Genomic DNA, 18360 nt, shown 5'->3' on the forward strand with positions numbered 1-18360 from the left:
GCCTACGTGCTAAACAAGCGCTGGCCAAACGCTGGCTAGGCGCTGCGCATGAACAAATGCCCACCCACCAGGGCGTGGCGTGCACCGGCCCAGGCAGCCATTTCATCGCCCCGCAAGAGCAAGGCATGGCGGCCCAGCTGCAGGTGGCGAACCCCGCGCCGCGCCAGCCAGCGCTGCCACCAGCCCGCAGGCGGCGCCGGCAATGGCTCGTTGCCCGTCTCGCCCAGCAGATCGGCGGCAGAGCGGATGGACAAAGCGCTGAGCGGTTGCTCAGCAGCGAGCCGCTGGACCAGCGTGATTACCTCGGACCAGCCCAGGTCGGCCAGCGACACCTGCGCCAGGCCGCCCAGGGCCTGCGGATCCACACGGCGCTGGCCGCTGGCATCGACGCAGAGCAGCAGGCTCTCGGGGTGGGCCGCCTGCCACTGCTGCAGCAGCGGCCACTGCGCGGCCTGCTGCACCACCGCAACCTGCAAGGGCCTGGCCGCTGCCGCAGCCTGGGGCTGGGCAGGTGCCCACTCGCTGGCGGGCAGGATGCTGTCGTAGACCTCGGCAATGCGCCGCTCGCACTGGCCAATGGTGAAATAGGCGTCGGCCGCCTGCTGCGCTGCCAGACCACGCTCGGCCAGCTGCGCCTTGGCGGCCAGGGCCTGGCGCATGGCCTCTTTCCAGGCCTGCACCTGGTCGGGGGCATAGCACTGGCCGCTGCCCGACTGCCCCACCACCCAGGACATGCCCGAGCCATCCAAGTCAGAGGCAATGCAGGGCTTGCCATGCTGCATGGCTTCGATCAGCACCAGGCCAAAGGCCTCGGTGCGCTCGCGCGAGGCCAGCGCAAAGATATCGCAGCTGTTGAACAGCGCATGCTTTTGCGCCTCACTGACCTGGCCGAGCAGCTGCACGTTGGCACAGCCTTGCTGGGCGCGCTCGCGCGCAATCAGCGCTTCGAGTTCCTTGCGCTGCTCGCCTTCGCCGGCAATGATCAGCTGCACATCGGCAAAGCCGGCCACGGCCGAGACCAGCGTGTCAAAACCCTTGTAGTAGGTGAGCCGGCCGACCGACAGCACGCGCAGCCGGGCATCGCCCCAGAGCTGCAGCTGCGGGGCCTCGGCCTGGGCCTGCTCCAGCACACCCTGGCCCAGCGGCTTCAGGCCCAGCGGGATCGCCAAGGTCTTGAACAGCCAGCGCTGCAGCGGAACGCTGGCGGCCATGTAGGGCGGCGAGGTGGCCAGGATGGCCGCGCTTTGCCGCAGCAGCTTGGTCTCGAAGGGCCGGTAGACCTGGTAGCACAGCTGCAGCAGGCTGTCCCATTTGGAGATCAGCACATCCGAATGCCAGTGCGTGACCCAGGCCACCCGGCGCGCGGCGGGCATGATGAGCGCCCAAAATGCCGCATTGTTGGGCATGTGCAGATGCAGAACATCGGGCGCAAAGTCGCGGATGGCCCGGTGCAGCGCCAGCGGAAAACCCAGCGCAATCGGCGCGAACACCAGGGTGATCTGCACCGGCACACGGATGAGCCAGGGCGGGTCCTCAGGCAGCGGATCGCCATGCACCACCGCGCGGGCGTCAATGCCATTGGCGCGCTGCTGCTCGATCAGATCGGCCAGAAACGATTCCATGCCGCCCCGGTAAGGCGGGTAGAACTTGCCCACATGCAGCACGCGCTGCGGCGCATCGCCCGCCTGGGCATGCAAGGGCGCAGCCTGGGGCCGGCCCAGCCAATCGCGCAGCATGTTATTGGCCGCCTTGCAGTTGCTGCAGCAGGCGCTGGTAGACCGGGTTGGCCGGGTCCATGGCGCTGGCGCGTTGCAGGTTGGCAATGGCCTGGGCCCGGTCGCCCTGCTCGCGGTAGGCCAGGGCCTTGCCGTAGTAGGCGGGGGGGTTGGGCTGGCGCGAGAGCGATGCGTCAAAGATCTGCAAGGCCTGCGCAAAATCGCGCTTGCCAATGAACGCAATGCCCAGGCCCACCTCCAGGCGGGTGTTGCCCGGCGACATCTGCAGCAGGCGCTGGTAGTTCGCAATGGCCACGTCGTAGTGGCCCGAGGGGATGGCGACCTCGGCCTGCTCCAGCAAGATCTTGGGCAGCAAGACGTCTTCGGGCTTCATTGCCAGGGCCTTGGCATAGCTTTGGAACGCCGGCTCCATCTGCTGCGTCATCTTGTAGGCCGTGGCCTGGTGGTAGGCCAGCGCCGCATTGTCAAAGCCTTGCTTTTGGGCGCTGTCAAACGCGGCCAGCGCCTCGGGGTAGCGCTTGAGCAGCTCCAGGGTCATGCCCCGGTTGAACTGGGCCGAGCCCAGGGGTTCTTGCAGCGCAACGGCTTTCTCAAAGTCCTGCAGCGCCTGCTCGTAGATCAGGTTTTCCAGCAGCGACGCACCCCGGTTGATAAAGGGGCGCCAGCGGCCAAAGGCGTTGAAGGGGGCCTGCTCGTCCACCTTCTGGGCGGCATCGCTCCAGGCGCTGTACTCAGACTTGAGGCTCAGGCTGCGCTCTGTGGCCAGAGCCGTCAGCACCAGCCCGGCGGCGCAGGCGATGGCTACCATCAGCTTGCGCGGAAACAGCAGCAGCACCAGGGCCAGCAAGGCCGGCAGCAGCATCGCCCAGATATAGCTGCGGTAGAGCACAAAGGGGTCTTGCAACCAGCTGGTGACAAACTCGGTGCTGAACAGCAGCGCCGTGCACAGCAGCACCAGGCCCACCAGACCCCAGGCATCGCGTTTGCGCAGCAGCAGGACCGCGCTGCCCACCACCAGTGCCACATAGCCCAGGCCGCCCAGCAGATGGGGCAGGCTGCCAAAGCTCAGCGGGAAGACCGGGCGCAGGTCCAGCGCCATCCACTGCACATTGGGCAGGAACCACAAGAGGCCGTACTGGAAAAACAGCTTGCCCTGGTTGAGCAGGCTGAGCGGGTAGATCGACGAGGTGATGCCGGGGTAGAGCTGCTCGAGCTGGCGCACATAGGCCCAGGAGGTGTCATCGGTGGCAACAGCGCCGACAAAGGCGCCCAGCTGCGTCCACAGCAGTGCGGTGAACAGGCCGATCAGCACGGCAATCGCCACGGCGATCGTCAGCAGCTTCTTCCACGACGGCCGTTTGACAAACACATACAACGGCAAGGCCAGCGCCGGCAGCACCACCGCATGCTCTTTGCTCATCAAGGCGCAGAGCAGGAAAACCACGGCCAGCGCCGCCCACTGCAGCCCCGCCCCCGCCAAGGCGCGGATATACGCCCAGCAGGCCAGCGCGGAAAACAAGGTCATCATCACCATGCTGCGCTGGATCAGATAACCGACGGCATATACGCCCACCGGGTGCACGGCAAACAGCGCCACTGCGGCAAATATCGCCATCCGAATATTGGTGCCAAAACCCGGCTCTGCCCGCGCCTCGTCCGAAAACTGGGTGTGTTTGAACAGTGCTGACACCAGCAGCCATATCGCATAGCAAGTGGCCAGGTGCAGCAAGATATTGATGACCCGCTGCACGGCCATACTCTCGCCAAAGAGCGACTGCACCCAGACAAAGCTGCCATAGGACAGCATGCGCACCTTGGGCTCGAGTAAGCTGCCATAACGGCCAAAAATGGTGCCGTCCGACAGCCGGCCATCGTCGAACACCAGGCCGTTGTGCAGGCCCAGGCCATAAATCGTGAGGACGGCGGCCAGGAGCGCCAGCACACCCAACGACCAGAAAATTTTTGATTTTTGCATCGGCTAGTTGGCTTGAGAAAATGCCCTCGCCTTGCGTTTGCAGGGCCCGGACCACACCTGCAGCAGGTGCGCGAGCCATTCTAGAGGACTATTTACCCTCTGTATAAAGCGCTCGGGGCGCTGAGCCAACAGCTCGGCCAGAGCGGCCCCCGATAATCGGTACAGGATTTATTGCAAATCTTTGTGCCCATAGGCACAAAATCCCGGCTTGGGCCCTTTTTTGGGATGCAGGCGGCAGGTCTCCGGCCGTTTGTCATACACGGTGCAGCGGCGCGCTACCGGGTCAAGAAACTGGCAGTCGCCACTGGCGCGGCGCGCCATCGTGAAGATATTGTGCTTGGGGTTGTAATGGTCGATCAGCCGGGCTTTGAGCAGGCGCTTGGCGATCAGCTTGTGCGCGATATTGTCCACCTCAAAGGCGTCCACCAGGCCCAGGCGCACCAGATCGGGCAGCTGCACCTCCAGCGGCATCGTGCAGCAGTTGGCCGCGCAGCTGTCGCAGAGACCGGCCTTGTACTTGGTCCAGGTCTCCAGGCGGTCAACATCAACAATTCGGATCGGGGATTTCATGGCGGGGCGCTGCGCAAGCGGCCTGGCAGAAGTGGCCGCTCATTTTTCAAGCCCGCCAGTATCGCGCCAAAGCGATGTCTGGGGCCCGCGCTTGGGCATGCTGACCCGGCTGGCGCTCAGCCCTGCTTCAGCCACACCGCGCCATCGCGCTCTTCCACCGCCACTGCATCCAGGCTAGCTCCCCGGCAGGGGCCGCCAACGCATTTGCCGGTATCGGGCTGGTAGATGGCGCCGTGGTAGGGACAGAGGATGAACTGGCGGCCGCTCTCCAGAATGTCGCCATCAAAGTCCATGGGCACGCTGGCGTGCTGGCACTCATTGATCCAGCCGTGCAGCTGGCCCTGCCAGCGGATCACAAAGGCCTTCTGCCCATTGGGCAGCTGAAAGAAAAAGGGCTTGCCGTTGTCCTGCAGGTCGGCGCTGGCACCCAGGGGTTCGGTGCCGTCAAACAAGATCGTGGGGGTGGTGGGCTCGGTCATGGCGGGCGCGCTGTCTTTGTCGTTGTCGTCAAAAAGAAAAGGCAGCCGCCCCATGCACATCGGCACGCGGCGGCTGCCCGGGGGCTGGCTGTATTTATACGCTGGCAGCCGTGGTGGGCATGCTGGCAATCACCTGGGCCACGGCGGCGGTCAGCTTCTTGGCATAAGGCACATGCAGGAACTCATTGGGCCCGTGTGCATTGCTCTTGGGGCCCAGCACGCCGCAGACCATCATCTGCGCCTTGGGGAAGCCGGCGCTGAGCATGCCCATCAGCGGGATCGAACCGCCCTGGCCGATAAAGCCGCAGTCGGCGCCAAAGTGCGCGCGGCTCGATTGGTTGAGCGCGTTCAGGAACCAGTCGCTGGTGTTGGGCGCATTCCAGCCATTGGCGCCGCTGGCCCCTTCCCAGGTGACCTTGGCCTGGTAGGGCGCATTGTCTTCGAGCAAGGTCTTGAGCTCTTGCATGCACTGCGTGGCATCGACCAGCGGGGGCAGGCGCAGGCTCAGCTTGAACGCGGTATAGGGGCGCAGCACATTGCCGGCATCCTGCAGCGCGGGCAGGCCTTCGGCGCCGGTAACGGACAAGGTCGGCTCCCAGGTGCGCTTGAGCAGCGCCTGCGTGGGGTCGGTGGTGGTGGGCAGTGCAAACAGGCTGGAGCCATTGCAGTCAAAATGCGCCCAGGGGAAGCGCTTGTACAGCTCATCGCCCAGAATGCCGGCCGTGGCCTGCGCCTGGGCCAGGCGCTCAGCGGGCACCGCGCAGTGAAAGCTCTCGGGCAGCAGGCGGCCGGTCTTGCTGTCTTCGAGGCGGTCGAGCACCTGGCGCATGATGCGGAAGGACGAGGGCACGACACCCGAGGCATCGCCCGAGTGCACACCTTCGGTGAGGATCTCCACCTTCAAGGTGCCTGCGACCATGCCGCGCAGGCTGGTGGTCAGCCACAGCTGGTCGTAGTTGCCCGCGCCGCTATCGAGGCAGATGACCAGGCCCACATCGCCCAGGCGGGGCTTGAGCATGTCGATATAGACCGGCAGATCGCCCGAGCCGCTTTCCTCGCAGGTCTCGATCAGGCCGACGATACGCGGGTGCGGCACATTCTGGCGCTTGAGCTCCTGGATGGCGGCCACGCTGGCGTAGGTGGCATAGCCGTCATCGGCGCCGCCCCGTCCATAGAGCTTGCCGTCTTCGTATTTGGGGGTCCAGGGGCCCAGGTCATTGCGCCAGCCGGAGAACTCGGGCTGCTTGTCCAGGTGGCCGTACATCAGCACGGTCTGCATGCTCTGCGCCTGGGTGGCAGGCACTTCAAAGAACAGCACCGGCGTGCGGCCCGGCACGCGCACCACTTCCAGGGTCAGCCCTTCGACCTTCTGCGCCTCGATCCAGCTCGCGGCATTGCGCACCACCGTGTCGATGAAACCATGCTGCTCCCAGTTGCCATCAAAGCCCGGCGACTTGGCGGGGATGGCGATGTAGTCGGTCAGCTGGCGAAGGATATCGCGGTCCCACTGCTGGCTGATGTGGCTCAAGGCCGCATCGGCTTGCAGATGGGCGGCGTCTAGGCGGGCGTTCATGGGTGAATCTCCTGGAGGTGCTGCCACGACAAGGGCAGCCGCAGGCATAAGCGTACCAGCGCCAGCGCCGCTCGGCTATCGCCTCGGGCAAAGCCCTGCTGCCGTCATCCAGCGCAGGGCCCGGCCGGGCAAGGCCCGCAGTGCGGCTCAGGCGTGCTCGAAGTGGAACACCGCCGTGCCCGCGCGGGCATTCGGCAGCCAGCGCCGCACTTCGCCGTTCTGCAGGCCAAAGCTGTCCAGAATGCGCAGCTTGTTCTTGAGCGCCAGCACCTCGAAATCCTTGAAGGTGCCCACGCGGATATTGGGCGTGTCGTACCACTGGTAGGGCAGGCGCTTGGTCACCGGCATGCGGCCTTGCAGGATGGACAGGCGGTTGGGCCAGTGGGCAAAGTTGGGGAAGGCGACGACGCCCTGCTTGCCGATGCGCGCGGTCTCGCGCAGCATCACCTCGGCATTGCGCAGATGCTGCAAGGTGTCAATCTGCAGCACCATATCAAAGCTGTTGTCCTCGAAGATGGCCAGGCCGTCTTCCAGGTTCAGCTGCAGCACGTTCACGCCCCGGCGCACGCAGGCGAGCACATTGGCGTCGTCAAACTCGATGCCATAGCCGCTGCACTGGCGCTCGCGCTGCAGGTAGGCCAGCAAGCTGCCATCGCCGCAGCCCAGGTCCAGCACGCGTGTGCCCAGCGGCACCAGGTTGGCAATCGCTTGAAAGGTGGAAGAAGCTTCGGTCATGCGGCCTCCTGGGCGCTGGGCTGGCCGGCGCTCAGTTCGCGGGCCATGTTCTCGAAATAGGAGCGCATCACGCCCATGTAGCGCGCGTCGTCCAGCAAAAAGGCGTCATGCCCATGGGGTGCGTCGATCTCGGCATAACTGACGGTGCGGCGGTTGTCGAGCAAGGCCTTGACGATCTCGCGGCTGCGCGCCGGCGAAAAGCGCCAGTCGGTGCTGAAGCTCACCAGCATGAAGCGCGCCTTGGCGCCGGCCAGCGCCTGGGTCAGGTCGCCGCCAAAGGGCTTGGCCGGGTCAAAGTAGTCGAGCGCCCGGGTGATCAGCAAATAGGTATTGGCATCAAAGTAGTCGCTGAACTTGTCGCCCTGGTAGCGCAGATAGCTCTCGATCTGGAACTCCACATCCTGGGTGCTGTATTTGAGGTCCATCCCTTCGCGCAGCTGGCGGCCGAACTTCTGGTTCATCACATCGTCGCTCAGGTAGGTGATGTGGCCGATCATGCGGGCAATGCGCAGACCGCGCTTGGGGATCACGCCGTGGCGGTAGAAGTGGCCGCCGTGGAAGTCCGGATCGGTCACGATGGCGCGGCGCGCCACCTCGTTGAACGCAATGTTCTCGGCCGACAGGCAGGGCGCGCTGGCCACCACCACCGCATGGCGCATGCGGTCGGGGTACTGCAAGGTCCAGGACAGCGCCTGCATGCCGCCCAGGCTGCCGCCGAGCACGGCGGCCAGTTGCGTGATGCCCAGGCGGTCGAGCAGCAGTGCCTGGGCATTGACCCAGTCCTCCACCGTGACGACGGGGAAATCGGCGCCATAGACCTGGTCCGTGTCCTTGTCTGCATCCGGGTTGCGGTGCATGGGCCCGGTGGAGCCAAAGCAGGAGCCCAGGTTGTTGACGCCGATGACAAAGAACTGGTTGGTATCGACCGGCTTGCCCGGGCCGATCATGTTGTCCCACCAGCCCTCGCTCTTGGGCTGGCCCTCGTAGTGGCCGGCCACATGGTGCGAGGCGTTGAGCGCATGGCAGACCAGGATGGCGTTGGAGCGGTCGGCGTTGAGCTGGCCGTAGGTCTCGTAGGCCAGGTGGTAGTCGCGGATGGAGGCGCCACTTTGGAGCGGGAGCGCCTCCGGGAAATGCATTGATTGGGGTGTCGCAACGAATGACATAAAAAACCCGGCAACGCTAAAAACGAGGCCGGGTCGATGGAATGCAGTCGCCTACCGAGTCTTTAGCTGGATTTATAAAGCGCCCGCAAGCTGAAGCAAATCGGCGCCGTGAAATCTCAGTGTACTGCAAATCGGCCGCAGATGTGCTGCATCAGCTGCCGCCCAGGTAGAGCCGGTTGGAGCTTTTGACCTCTTCCATCACCGCGTAGGTGCGGGTCTCGCGCACGCCGGGCAGCTGCCACAAAACCTCACCGGCAAAGTGGCGGTAGTGGTTCATATCGGCTACGCGGATCTTGACCAGGTAGTCAAAGCCGCCGGCCACCATATGGCACTCCATGATCTCGGGCCGCACCTGCACCGCCGCCTTGAACTCGTCAAACACATTGGGGGTGGTGCGGTCCAGCAGCACCTCGATAAAGACCAGCATCGCCGCGCCCAGCTTTTGCGGGTTCAAGCGCGCCTCGTAGCCGGTGATATAGCCTTCCTTGGTCAGGCGCTGCACGCGGGCCAGCACGGCCGTGGCCGACAGCGACACCGCCTCGGCCAGCTTCAGGTTGGAGATGCGGCCATCGCGCTGCAGCACGGCCAGAATGCGCAGATCGATGCGATCCAGGTCCTCCGGCGGGTCGATGATGGCGGTCATGGGCTGAATTTTTCACTATGAATGGGGCCTATTATGGAGAGAAATTCAAACCACAAACGATCACACTGGCGGCATTCACTATTTACTTGCTAACCGAGCCCGCCATGACTGCCAACGCCGTTGTTGACAACCAGCCCTCCACCGCCTTGCCCCTTTCGGCCGCAGACAGCAGCCCATCTGGCGCAAGCGCTCCTGTTTTTAATGAGCTGGTGTCGGCCTTACAGCCCGCCTCGGCGCTGCGCGCGGCCATCACCGCCGCCTACCGCAAGCCCGAGCCCGAAGCGCTGCAAGCACTGCTGCCCCAGGCCACGCCGCCCGCCGCCATCGCCCAGGCGGGCGATGCGCTGGCGCTGCAACTGGCCCGCAGCCTGCGCGAGCGCAAGGCCGACAGCGGCCGCTCCGGCCTGGTGCAAGGCCTGCTGCAGGAGTTTGCGCTGTCGTCGCAAGAAGGCATTGCGCTGATGTGCCTGGCCGAGGCGCTGCTGCGCATTCCCGACACGGCCACCCGCGATGTGCTGATCCGCGACAAGATCGCGCACGGCCAGTGGAAGGCCCACGTGGGCAAGAGCCCGTCGATGTTCGTCAATGCCGCCGCCTGGGGCCTGGTGCTGACCGGCAAGCTGGTGGCCACGCACAGCGAAGGCTCGCTGGGCCAGTCGCTCACCCGCCTCATTGGCCGGGGCGGCGAGCCGCTGATCCGCAAGGGCGTGGACATGGCCATGCGCATGATGGGCGAGCAGTTCGTCACCGGCGAGACGATTGGCGAGGCGCTGAAGAACGCCGAGCGCCTGGAGGCCAAGGGCTTCCGCTACTCCTACGACATGCTGGGCGAAGCGGCGATGACCAGCGACGACGCCAAGCGCTACCTGCGCGACTATGAAAACGCCATCCATGCGATCGGCAAGGCCAGCCATGGCCGGGGCGTGTACGAAGGCCCCGGCATCTCGATCAAGCTGTCGGCGCTGCACCCGCGCTACAGCCGCGCCCAGTACGACCGCGTGATGGCCGAGCTCTACCCCGTAGTGCTGCAGCTGGCCGTGCTGGCCAAGGGCTACAACATCGGCCTCAATATCGATGCCGAAGAAGCCGACCGCCTGGAGCTGTCGCTGGACCTGCTGGAAAAGCTCTGCTTTGCGCCCGAGCTGGCCGGTTTTGCCGGTATCGGCTTTGTCGTGCAGGCCTACCAAAAGCGCTGCCCCTATGTGCTGGACTTCATCATCGACCTGGCCCGCCGCAGCCAGCACCGGCTGATGGTGCGCCTGGTCAAGGGGGCCTACTGGGACAGCGAGATCAAGCGCGCCCAGATCGACGGCCTGGAAGGCTACCCGGTCTACACCCGCAAGGCCTATACCGATGTGTCCTACCTGGCCTGCGCGCGCCAGCTGCTGGCCGCGCCCGATGCGGTCTACCCCCAGTTCGCCACGCACAACGCCCACACCCTGGCCACCATCTACCACCTGGCCGACCCGGCCCGCTACCAGCCCGGCCAGTACGAGTTCCAGTGCCTGCACGGCATGGGCGAGCCGCTGTACGAGCAGGTCGTGGGCCGCAATGCCAGCGAAAACCTGGGCCGCCCCTGCCGCATCTATGCCCCGGTGGGCACGCATGAAACCCTGCTGGCCTACCTGGTGCGCCGCCTGCTGGAGAACGGTGCCAACACCAGCTTTGTGAACCGCATTGCCGACCAGGACATCCCCCTGGCCAAGCTGGTGGAAAACCCCGTGACCACCGCGCAGCAATGGGCGCAGAGCGAAGGCCAATTGGGCCTGCCCAACCCGCACATTGCCCAGCCGCGCGCGCTGTATGGCGCAAGCCGCAGCAATTCGGCAGGGCTCGACCTGTCCAACGACAACCGCCTGCGTGCGCTGCAGCACGACCTGCAGGCCAGCGCCCAGATGGTCTGGCATGCCCAGCCGATGCTGGCCGATGGCGCGCCCGCCTCCACCCAGGCCAGCGAACCGGTGCTGAACCCGGCCGACCACAGCGACCAGGTCGGCACGGTCACGCAGGCATCGACCGAGCAGGTGGAGTTTGCACTGGCCGCCGCCCAGGCCGCCGCCGCCCGCTGGCAGGCCACCCCGCCCGCCCAGCGCGCCGATTGCCTCGCCCAGGCCGGTGACCTGCTTGAAGCCCATATGCCCACCCTGATGGGTGTGCTGGTGCGCGAGGCCGGCAAGACCTGCGCCAACGCGATTGCCGAGGTGCGCGAGGCCGTGGACTTTCTGCGCTTTTACGCCGCCCAGGTGCGCAGCTGGGGCCAGGCGGATTACCAGGCGCTGGGCCCGGTGGCCTGCATCAGCCCCTGGAACTTCCCGCTGGCCATCTTCAGCGGCCAGATTGCCGCGGCGCTGGCCGCCGGCAACACCGTGCTGGCCAAGCCAGCCGAGCAGACCCCGCTGATCGCCGCTGCCGCCGTGCAGGCGCTGTGGCAGGCCGGCGTGCCGCGCGATGTGTTGCAGCTGCTGCCGGGCACCGGCGAGACCGTGGGTGCCCACCTGGTAGGCGACCACCGCGTGCAGGCCGTGATGTTCACCGGCTCGACCGAGGTGGCCCGCATTCTGCAAAAGACGCTGGCCCAGCGCCTCGATGCCCAAGGCCAGCCCGTCACCCTGGTGGCCGAGACCGGCGGCCAGAACGCGATGATCGTGGATTCGTCCGCGCTGGCCGAGCAGGTCGTCGTGGATGTGCTGTCCTCGGCCTTTGACTCGGCCGGCCAGCGCTGCTCGGCGCTGCGCGTGCTCTGCGTGCAGGAAGAAGCGGCCGACCGCCTGCTGCACATGCTGCGCGGCGCGATGCAGGAGCTCCAGCTGGGCAACCCCTGCCAGCTCAAGACCGATGTCGGCCCCGTGATCGACGCCGAGGCCAAGGGCGTCATCGACCAGCACATTGCCCGCATGCAGGCCGCTGGCCACCAGGTCTGGCAAAACAGCGGCGCCAGCGCGCAAGGCACCTTTGTGCCGCCCACGGTGATCGCCATCGGCCAGCTCTCCGAGCTCAAGCGCGAGGTCTTTGGCCCGGTGCTGCATGTGCTGCGCTACCGCCGCGAGAACCTGCCCCAGCTGCTGGCCGACATCAATGCCACCGGCTACGCGCTCACCCTGGGCCTGCACACCCGCATTGACGAGACCATCAACCAGGTGGTCAATGCCGCGCATGCCGGCAATATCTATGTGAACCGCAACATCGTCGGCGCCGTCGTCGGCGTGCAGCCCTTTGGTGGCGAAGGCCTGTCGGGCACGGGCCCCAAGGCCGGCGGCCCGCTGTACATGCTGCGCCTGCTCAGCCGCATGCCCGCCACGGCCACCGTGGATGCGCTGGCCCATCTGCCCCGCATGGCGGGTAGCGAGGCCCCGGCCGCCAGCACCGCTCAGCGCAGCAATGCCCATGGCCTGGAACAGGCCGATGCCGCCCCCGCCGCTGGGCTGGAGGCGCTGCAAAGCTGGGCCAGCCAGCAAGGCCAGGGCGATCTGGCAGCGCTGTGCCAGCGCTATGCCGCCCATACCGGCAACGGCTTTGCCGCCGAACTGCCCGGCCCCACGGGCGAGCGCAATCTGTATGTGCTGAGCGGCCGTGCGCGCGTGGCCTGCGTGGCCAGCACCAGCAGTTTGCTGCTGGCCCAGCTCGCTGCCGTGCTCGCCGCTGGCTCCTCCGCCGTGTGGCCCGCGGGCAGCAGCCACGCCAGCCTGCTGGCCCAGCTGCCTACCTCGGTGCGTGCCTCGGTGCAATTGTCTGCGCACAGCGAGCAGGCCTTTGTGCAGTCCGAAGCCTTTGATGCGCTGATCGTCGATGCGGCCAGCGGCTGGCTGCCCACGGCCAGCCGCCTGGCCGGCCGCGCCGGCGCCATCGTGCCGATCACCGCCCAGGCCGCCGATGGCAGCGTGCCGCTGTTCCGCCTGCTGGCCGAGCATGCCATCAGCATCAACACCGCAGCGGCCGGCGGCAATGCCAGCCTGATGACCTTGGACTGAGGCTGAGGCTTGGGGGCACAGCCCCATCAAAAAAGGGCTGGAGATCGCAAGATCCCCAGCCCTTTTATTTATTTAGTTAGGGCGTTGCAGTGTTGCAAGCGCCGCCAGCGCTATCAGTCCATCGTCGTGAACAGCGCGGCCACCCCCAGCGCCAGGAAGATCACCGCGCAGACGCGGTGGATCCAGCGGATCGGCAGCTTCTTGGTGATCTTGTCGCCAAACCAGACCACCGGCGCATTGGCCAGCATCATGCCGATCGTGGTGCCAGCAACCACCCAGTAATAAGAAGCGGGGTACTTGGCGGCCAGGCCCACGGTGGCCAGCTGGGTCTTGTCGCCCATCTCGGCCAGGAAGAACAGCAGCACCGTGGTGCCGAACACGCCCCAGCGGCCGCTGCTCTTGCCCGCTTCGTCCTCGTCAATCTTGTCGGGGATCAGCATCCAGCCGGCCATCAGGATAAAGGACACGCCCAGAATCCAGCGCAGCACATCGGGGCCCAGCATCGTGGTGATCCAGGCGCCAACGGCACCGGCCAGCGCATGGTTGACCAGCGTCGAGACAAAGATGCCCAGCACAATGGGCCAGGGTTTGCGGTATTTGGCAGCGAGAACGAGGGACAGCAGCTGTGTCTTGTCGCCCATTTCGGCAAGGGCAACGACAGCGGTCGAGAGGAGAAAGGCTTCCATGGAGTGGGGATCGTTATTGCAGCCGGATATAGCAAGACAGCATTGACCGCATCGCGACTCCGGCATTGGATCGCAACGTGGTCAATGGTCTCGCCCAGCATCCTCATCACCAGATGCCGTGTACGCCATAGGCCGCGAAGGCCCAAGTTTGTTGACGCACACTCTGCGGCGCATCGCGCGCCCAGCAGGCTACTCCCCAAAGACTGGCGCATCATACGCCCAAAAGCGATGTTGCGCCGCAACACCTACGCCCGCCAGGGAAAATACCAAGGGCTGGTTGCGGGAACTGTCAACACAGCGTAAGGCGATTCACCCATAATGGTGAAGCTCAATGTGCCCCCGGGTACACTAGAGCGCGCGGTGATCCGTCTTGGAAGTTGTCACAGGTTTGTTGATTGCATCAGGCTCCATCGCTTTTTTTACTTTTTTCGGAGTCCTCAAATGGGCAACAAACTTTACGTGGGCAACCTGCCTTACTCTTTCCGTGACAGCGATCTGGAAAGCACTTTCAGCCAATTCGGTACCGTCTCCAGCGCCAAGGTCATGATGGAACGTGACACCGGCCGTTCCAAGGGCTTCGGCTTTGTGGAAATGGGTTCGGACGCTGAAGCACAAGCTGCTATCGAAGGCGTGAACGGCCAAGGCTTTGGCGGTCGTAACCTGGTCGTGAACGAAGCACGTCCAATGGAAGCACGTCCTCCACGCAGCGGCGGCTTCGGCGGCGGTGGTGGTGGCCGTGGTTTCGGCGGTGGTGATCGCGGCGGCTTCGGCGGCGGCGGTGACCGCGGTGGCTTCGGCGGCGGTGGCCGTGGTGGCTACGGTGGCGGCAGCTACTAAGCACATCGCATCCAAAACCTCTGAGAGGTTTTGACAGTGAGATGACGGGTTTTCCCGGAAAAAAGGCCTCTTTGAGGCCTTTTTTGCATCTGGTTGCAGCTTCTGCGCCACAACTGAGGGGCACAACTATGCCATTCTCGGTTTTTATGCCAGAAAATAAAGGATGGAGCATTCCTCCATTGGGCTACTGCGATAGATGACCGGTGTTCTACAGGGCGCGATCGCATTATTTAAGAGTTATCAGGAGTCCCTCAAATGGGCAACAAGCTTTACGTCGGTAATTTGCCATACCAGGTTCGCGACAACGATCTGGAACAGGCCTTTGGTCAGTTTGGCAGCGTAACCAGCGCCAAGGTGATGATGGAACGCGACACGGGTCGCTCCAAGGGTTTCGGTTTTGTAGAAATGGGCAGCGATGAAGAAGCCCAAGCTGCGGTCAACGGTCTGAACGGTCAGCCCCTGGGCGGTCGCAATCTGGTCGTGAACGAAGCACGCCCCATGGAGCCCCGTCCTCCCCGCAGCGGCGGTGGTGGTTTTGGCGGCCCACGCGGTGGTGGCTTTGGCGGCGGCGGCGGTAACCGTGGCGGCTTTGGCGGCGGCGGTGGTGGCTACGGCGGCGGTGGTGGCGGTGGCTACGGCGGCGGCGGTGGTGGTGGTTACGGCGGTGGCGGCGGCGGTGATCGCGGCGGCTACGGCGGCGGCGGCGGTGGTTATGGCGACCGCGGTGGTCGCGATGGCGGCCGTGGCGGCAATGACCGCGGCTTTGGTGGTGGCGATCGTGGCGGTGAGCGCGATGGCGGCTTCCGCAGCCCCTACGGCAATGGTTCGCGCAACCGCGGCGGCAACCAAGGCTACGACAACAACGACGACTATTGATGCCTGCAGGCACAGCCCGGCGCTGTGCCGCACCGCAACGACAAAGCCCCGCCAGGGGCTTTTTTCATGCCCGGCTCAGGACCTGCTTTCAGTCTTGACCCGGTGGCGCCTCTTGCACCCGCTCGCGGTGGCGGTGCTTGCGCGGGCGGTTGGCCAGCGCGCGGTCATAGAGGGCATTGGGCAGGCAGCGCAACAGTTTGGCCACCCAGCCCATCTGCCAGGGGATGACGGCATAGCTGCGCGCCTTGGCAATCACCGCAAAGGCCTGGTCGGCAAAGGCCTCGGGCTGCATCAGGAACGGCATGCCGTAGCGGTTGTGGCTGGTGAGCGGCGTGGCGACAAAGCCCGGGCAGATGGTGACCACCTGCACGCCGCTGCGCTTAAGCTCCACCCGCAGGCTCTCGCAGTAGCTGATGACCGCCGCCTTGCTGGCGCAGTAGGCGCCATGGCCAGGCAGGCCGCGTATGCCGGCCACGCTGGCAATACCGACCAGCTTGCCACTGCCGCGCGCCTGCATGGGCCGCACAAAGGCATGGAAGGTGGCAGCCATGCCAATCACATTGGTCGCATAGGTCTGGGCCATGACCTCCAGGTCCTCGCGCTCGGCCGTGTCGATGCCGTAGCTCACCCCGGCATTGGCCACCACCACATCGGGCAGGCCCTGCTGCTGCAGGCATTGCATGCAGGCAGCAATGGTCTGGTCCTGGTCGGCCACATCCGCGCCATAGATGGCGTAGCGGCTGGCGTCCATCGCCTGCGCCTGGGCCCAGTCCGCAATCAGCGCGGTACGGCGGGCCACCAAGGCCAGGCGGTAACCGGCCTGGTAGTAGCGCCAGGCCAGCGCCTGGCCGATGCCGCTGGAGGCGCCGGTGATCAGTACCAGCGGTGCGTCGCTCAGGGGGGGAGACATGCGGCGCTCAGCGTGCGGGCTGCAGCACGCCCTTGACCCGGCCCTTGAGCTCTGCGACCTGGGTGATGTTGTTGAAGACCATCGAGTCGGCCGTGAACCGGTCCTGGCCCCGGATGATCTCGACGGGCTTGTTCGAGCTCACCCGCTCTTCATTGACAAAGGCGTGCAGAAACTCGCCCCGGAACTCCATCTGCGGCGCACCGGGCTTGTTGCTGCTGCGCACCACCTTGGCATTGCCAAACAACTGCACTTCGGAGCCATCGGCATTGGACAGCGCGCGGTTGGCGGTGGCCACCGTGGTGGAGCCATCCTGGCGGATGGCACGCATCGTGGCCGTGTCGATCTCCAGCGTGTCGGTGTCCATGTAGTGGCGCATCTTGTTGCCCTGGATCTCGCTGGTCAGCACGCCGGTGCCGTCAAAGCTGCGCACCGAAAAGTCGTTCATGTAGTAATCCACCTCGTGGCCGGCCACCACCTGCTCGCGCACGCTCTGGGGCTTGGGGGCATTGCGCACCAGCCACCAGGTGCCCAGCGCCAGCAGGCCCATCAGGATCACCGGCAGGTAGATGGACGACAGGTCCATAAGGCGTCGCAGGCGAGATTTCATTGTCCGTACCGATCGAGCAGGTTGACATAGGCACCGCAGGCGGCCAGCACGGCGTCGCAGAGCTCGCGCGCAGCACCGGCGCCGCCTTGGCGGGTGGTTACCCAGTGTGCCACGCCCAGCACTTCGGGGTGGGCATTGGCGGGGGCGCAGGCCAGCTGGCAGCGGCGCAGCACCGGCAGATCCGGCCAGTCATCGCCAATCGCAGCCGCCTGGTGCCAGTCCAGGCCCAGGGCCTCGAGCATGGCCTGGGCGGCAGGCAGCTTGTCCTCGGTGCCATAGCGCACATGCGCGATGCCCAGCGCCGCCAGGCGGTGGCGCAGCGGTGCCGAATCGCGCCCGGTGATGACGGCCGGCACAATGCCGGCCTCACGCAGCATCTTGAGGCCATGGCCGTCGAGCGTGTGGAAGCGCTTGAGCGTCTCGCCCTGCTCGCTGATGTACAGGCCCCCATCGGTGAGCACGCCATCCACATCGAAAAACACGATCTTGATGCCCTGGGCGCGCAGCAGCAGCTCAGCGGGCCAGTGCTGGGCGGGGGTGATGGCGGGCAAGGTGAATGTGCTGGCCATCAGATCACCTTGGCCCGCATCAGATCGCCCACATGCACGATGCCCACCAGGCGCTGGTCCGCATCGGTCACCAGCACGCTGGTGATGCGGTGGGCCTCCATCATCGCGGCGGCGTCCGCTGCCAGTGCGTCGGCCGAGATCTGGCGCGGCGTGGCATGCATCACCTCGGCGGCTGTCAGCCCGCGCAAATCGGCACCGGCCTCAATGCGGCGGCGCAGATCACCATCGGTGAACACGCCTTGCAGCAGGCCATGCGCATCGACGATGGCGGCTGCGCCCATGCCCTTGGCGCTCATCTCGCGCATCAGGTCGCTGAAGCTGGCGCTGGGCAACACGGTCGGCAGTTCAGCGCCGCTGCGCATCACGTCGGCCACATGGGTGAGCAGGCGCCGGCCCAACGCGCCACCGGGGTGGGAGCGGGCAAAATCTTCGGCCTTGAAGCCGCGCGCATCCAGCAGCGCCACGGCCAGCGCATCGCCCATCGCCATTTGCGCGGTGGTGCTCGCCGTGGGGGCCAGGTTCAGCGGGCAGGCTTCCTTGTCGACCTGGGTGTTGAGCACCCAGTCGGCATGGCGCGCCATCGAGGACTGCAGGTTGCCCGTCATCGCCACCACGGGCACGCCCAGGCGCTTGAGCACCGGCAGCAGCACGGAAATCTCGCCACTCTCGCCGCTGTTGGAGATGGCCAGCACCAGGTCCTGGCCCGTGACCATGCCCAGATCGCCATGGCTGGCCTCGCCCGGGTGCACAAAAAAGGCCGGCGTCCCGGTCGATGCCAGGGTGGCGGCAATCTTGCGCCCCACATGCCCGCTCTTGCCCATGCCGGTGACCACCACACGCCCGGGAATGTCCAGCATGCGCTGCACGACCTGGACAAAGTTGTCGTCCAGGCGCTGCGTCAGTGCCGCAATGGCCTCGGCCTCGATCGCGAAGGTAGACGCCGCCAGGCGCAGAATCTGCGCCGCTTCAACGGGGCGCTTGGGCTGTAGGGTGCTCATGGAGGCTGATTTTATCGGAGCGTCCGCGCCCC

General features: G+C 65.5%; 16 protein-coding genes and 1 riboswitch. Of the genes, 3 read left to right on the forward strand and 13 right to left on the reverse strand.

Going from position 1 to position 18360, the window contains the following annotated elements:
* Window positions 1–35 precede the first annotated feature (35 nt).
* The 8 genes from WH367_RS09125 to WH367_RS09160 all read right to left on the reverse strand — a co-directional run bounded on the left by WH367_RS09125 (window position 36) and on the right by WH367_RS09160 (window position 8877).
* Window positions 36–1736 carry a glycosyltransferase gene (locus WH367_RS09125; protein WP_339535637.1) on the reverse strand — a complete coding sequence of 567 codons (1701 nt, stop codon included), beginning with the start codon at window positions 1734–1736 and terminating at the stop codon, window positions 36–38.
* A gap of 1 nt (window position 1737) precedes the next feature.
* The gene (locus WH367_RS09130) at window positions 1738–3711 is read right to left on the reverse strand and encodes a tetratricopeptide repeat protein (protein WP_339535639.1); all 1974 of its coding nucleotides are present in this window, start codon (window positions 3709–3711) and stop codon (window positions 1738–1740) included.
* 168 nt (window positions 3712–3879) lie between these two features.
* Window positions 3880–4281, reverse strand: a complete 402-nt coding sequence (locus WH367_RS09135) for a YkgJ family cysteine cluster protein (RefSeq protein WP_116925485.1) — start codon at window positions 4279–4281, stop codon at window positions 3880–3882.
* 116 nt (window positions 4282–4397) lie between these two features.
* Window positions 4398–4760, reverse strand: a complete 363-nt coding sequence (locus WH367_RS09140; RefSeq protein ID WP_312987961.1) for a Rieske (2Fe-2S) protein — start codon at window positions 4758–4760, stop codon at window positions 4398–4400.
* Between the two features lie 94 nt (window positions 4761–4854).
* Complete coding sequence (locus WH367_RS09145; RefSeq protein WP_339535644.1) at window positions 4855–6333, reverse strand: M20 family metallopeptidase; 1479 nt, start codon at window positions 6331–6333, stop codon at window positions 4855–4857.
* A gap of 147 nt (window positions 6334–6480) precedes the next feature.
* Entirely contained in the window at window positions 6481–7068 is a 588-nt protein-coding gene (metW, locus tag WH367_RS09150; protein ID WP_339535646.1) for a methionine biosynthesis protein MetW, read from the reverse strand.
* Window positions 7065–8234, reverse strand: coding sequence for a homoserine O-succinyltransferase MetX (gene metX, locus WH367_RS09155; protein WP_339535647.1), 1170 nt, complete (start codon window positions 8232–8234; stop codon window positions 7065–7067). Before metX ends, metW begins: the two co-directional genes overlap by 4 nt.
* A gap of 151 nt (window positions 8235–8385) precedes the next feature.
* The gene (locus WH367_RS09160) at window positions 8386–8877 is read right to left on the reverse strand and encodes an Lrp/AsnC ligand binding domain-containing protein (protein ID WP_021025653.1); all 492 of its coding nucleotides are present in this window, start codon (window positions 8875–8877) and stop codon (window positions 8386–8388) included.
* Between the two features lie 104 nt (window positions 8878–8981).
* Between WH367_RS09160 and putA the strand changes: the two genes are divergently transcribed.
* Window positions 8982–12845, forward strand: a complete 3864-nt coding sequence (putA, locus tag WH367_RS09165) for a trifunctional transcriptional regulator/proline dehydrogenase/L-glutamate gamma-semialdehyde dehydrogenase (protein ID WP_339535648.1) — start codon at window positions 8982–8984, stop codon at window positions 12843–12845.
* A 113-nt stretch (window positions 12846–12958) separates the two neighbouring features.
* On the opposite strand, the gene WH367_RS09170 is transcribed toward putA, so the two are convergent.
* Window positions 12959–13531, reverse strand: a complete 573-nt coding sequence (locus tag WH367_RS09170) for a TMEM165/GDT1 family protein (RefSeq protein ID WP_339535649.1) — start codon at window positions 13529–13531, stop codon at window positions 12959–12961.
* A gap of 96 nt (window positions 13532–13627) precedes the next feature.
* Window positions 13628–13741, reverse strand: a riboswitch (yybP-ykoY riboswitch).
* 231 nt (window positions 13742–13972) lie between these two features.
* Between WH367_RS09170 and WH367_RS09175 the strand changes: the two genes are divergently transcribed.
* Together WH367_RS09175 and WH367_RS09180 are read left to right on the forward strand one after the other, a co-directional pair.
* The gene (locus WH367_RS09175; RefSeq protein WP_021025438.1) at window positions 13973–14368 is read left to right on the forward strand and encodes an RNA recognition motif domain-containing protein; all 396 of its coding nucleotides are present in this window, start codon (window positions 13973–13975) and stop codon (window positions 14366–14368) included.
* A gap of 255 nt (window positions 14369–14623) precedes the next feature.
* A complete protein-coding gene (locus WH367_RS09180; RefSeq protein WP_339535650.1) occupies window positions 14624–15244 on the forward strand; it encodes an RNA recognition motif domain-containing protein in 621 nt (206 codons plus the stop codon).
* Between the two features lie 88 nt (window positions 15245–15332).
* Here the strand turns inward: WH367_RS09180 and WH367_RS09185 are convergent, their stop codons facing one another.
* The 4 genes from WH367_RS09185 to WH367_RS09200 are packed head-to-tail and all read right to left on the reverse strand — an operon-like array spanning window position 15333 to window position 18328.
* Window positions 15333–16154: an SDR family oxidoreductase gene (locus WH367_RS09185; RefSeq protein ID WP_339535651.1), complete on the reverse strand. Its 822-nt coding sequence runs from the start codon at window positions 16152–16154 to the stop codon at window positions 15333–15335.
* Between the two features lie 7 nt (window positions 16155–16161).
* Entirely contained in the window at window positions 16162–16761 is a 600-nt protein-coding gene (gene lptC / locus WH367_RS09190) for an LPS export ABC transporter periplasmic protein LptC (RefSeq protein ID WP_021025689.1), read from the reverse strand.
* A complete protein-coding gene (locus WH367_RS09195; protein WP_339535652.1) occupies window positions 16758–17330 on the reverse strand; it encodes a KdsC family phosphatase in 573 nt (190 codons plus the stop codon). Before WH367_RS09195 ends, lptC begins: the two co-directional genes overlap by 4 nt.
* Window positions 17330–18328, reverse strand: coding sequence for a KpsF/GutQ family sugar-phosphate isomerase (locus tag WH367_RS09200; RefSeq protein WP_339535653.1), 999 nt, complete (start codon window positions 18326–18328; stop codon window positions 17330–17332). Before WH367_RS09200 ends, WH367_RS09195 begins: the two co-directional genes overlap by 1 nt.
* Window positions 18329–18360: the final 32 nt, after the last annotated feature.

Origin of the sequence: Comamonas sp. MYb21 (genome assembly GCF_037479395.1) — a bacterium.
Taxonomy (GTDB): Bacteria; Pseudomonadota; Gammaproteobacteria; order Burkholderiales; family Burkholderiaceae_C; genus Comamonas.

Bases quoted from the DNA above. Each gene is read 5' to 3' on its own strand.
- WH367_RS09125 (WP_339535637.1), bottom strand. From the start codon at position 1,736: ATGCTGCGCGATTGGCTGGGCCGGCCCCAGGCTGCGCCCTTGCATGCC.
- WH367_RS09130 (WP_339535639.1), bottom strand. From the start codon at position 3,711: ATGCAAAAATCAAAAATTTTCTGGTCGTTGGGTGTGCTGGCGCTCCTG.
- WH367_RS09135 (WP_116925485.1), bottom strand. From the start codon at position 4,281: ATGAAATCCCCGATCCGAATTGTTGATGTTGACCGCCTGGAGACCTGG.
- WH367_RS09140 (WP_312987961.1), bottom strand. From the start codon at position 4,760: ATGACCGAGCCCACCACCCCCACGATCTTGTTTGACGGCACCGAACCC.
- WH367_RS09145 (WP_339535644.1), bottom strand. From the start codon at position 6,333: ATGAACGCCCGCCTAGACGCCGCCCATCTGCAAGCCGATGCGGCCTTG.
- metW (WP_339535646.1), bottom strand. From the start codon at position 7,068: ATGACCGAAGCTTCTTCCACCTTTCAAGCGATTGCCAACCTGGTGCCG.
- metX (WP_339535647.1), bottom strand. From the start codon at position 8,234: ATGTCATTCGTTGCGACACCCCAATCAATGCATTTCCCGGAGGCGCTC.
- WH367_RS09160 (WP_021025653.1), bottom strand. From the start codon at position 8,877: ATGACCGCCATCATCGACCCGCCGGAGGACCTGGATCGCATCGATCTG.
- putA (WP_339535648.1), top strand. From the start codon at position 8,982: ATGACTGCCAACGCCGTTGTTGACAACCAGCCCTCCACCGCCTTGCCC.
- WH367_RS09170 (WP_339535649.1), bottom strand. From the start codon at position 13,531: ATGGAAGCCTTTCTCCTCTCGACCGCTGTCGTTGCCCTTGCCGAAATG.
- WH367_RS09175 (WP_021025438.1), top strand. From the start codon at position 13,973: ATGGGCAACAAACTTTACGTGGGCAACCTGCCTTACTCTTTCCGTGAC.
- WH367_RS09180 (WP_339535650.1), top strand. From the start codon at position 14,624: ATGGGCAACAAGCTTTACGTCGGTAATTTGCCATACCAGGTTCGCGAC.
- WH367_RS09185 (WP_339535651.1), bottom strand. From the start codon at position 16,154: ATGTCTCCCCCCCTGAGCGACGCACCGCTGGTACTGATCACCGGCGCC.
- lptC (WP_021025689.1), bottom strand. From the start codon at position 16,761: ATGAAATCTCGCCTGCGACGCCTTATGGACCTGTCGTCCATCTACCTG.
- WH367_RS09195 (WP_339535652.1), bottom strand. From the start codon at position 17,330: ATGGCCAGCACATTCACCTTGCCCGCCATCACCCCCGCCCAGCACTGG.
- WH367_RS09200 (WP_339535653.1), bottom strand. From the start codon at position 18,328: ATGAGCACCCTACAGCCCAAGCGCCCCGTTGAAGCGGCGCAGATTCTG.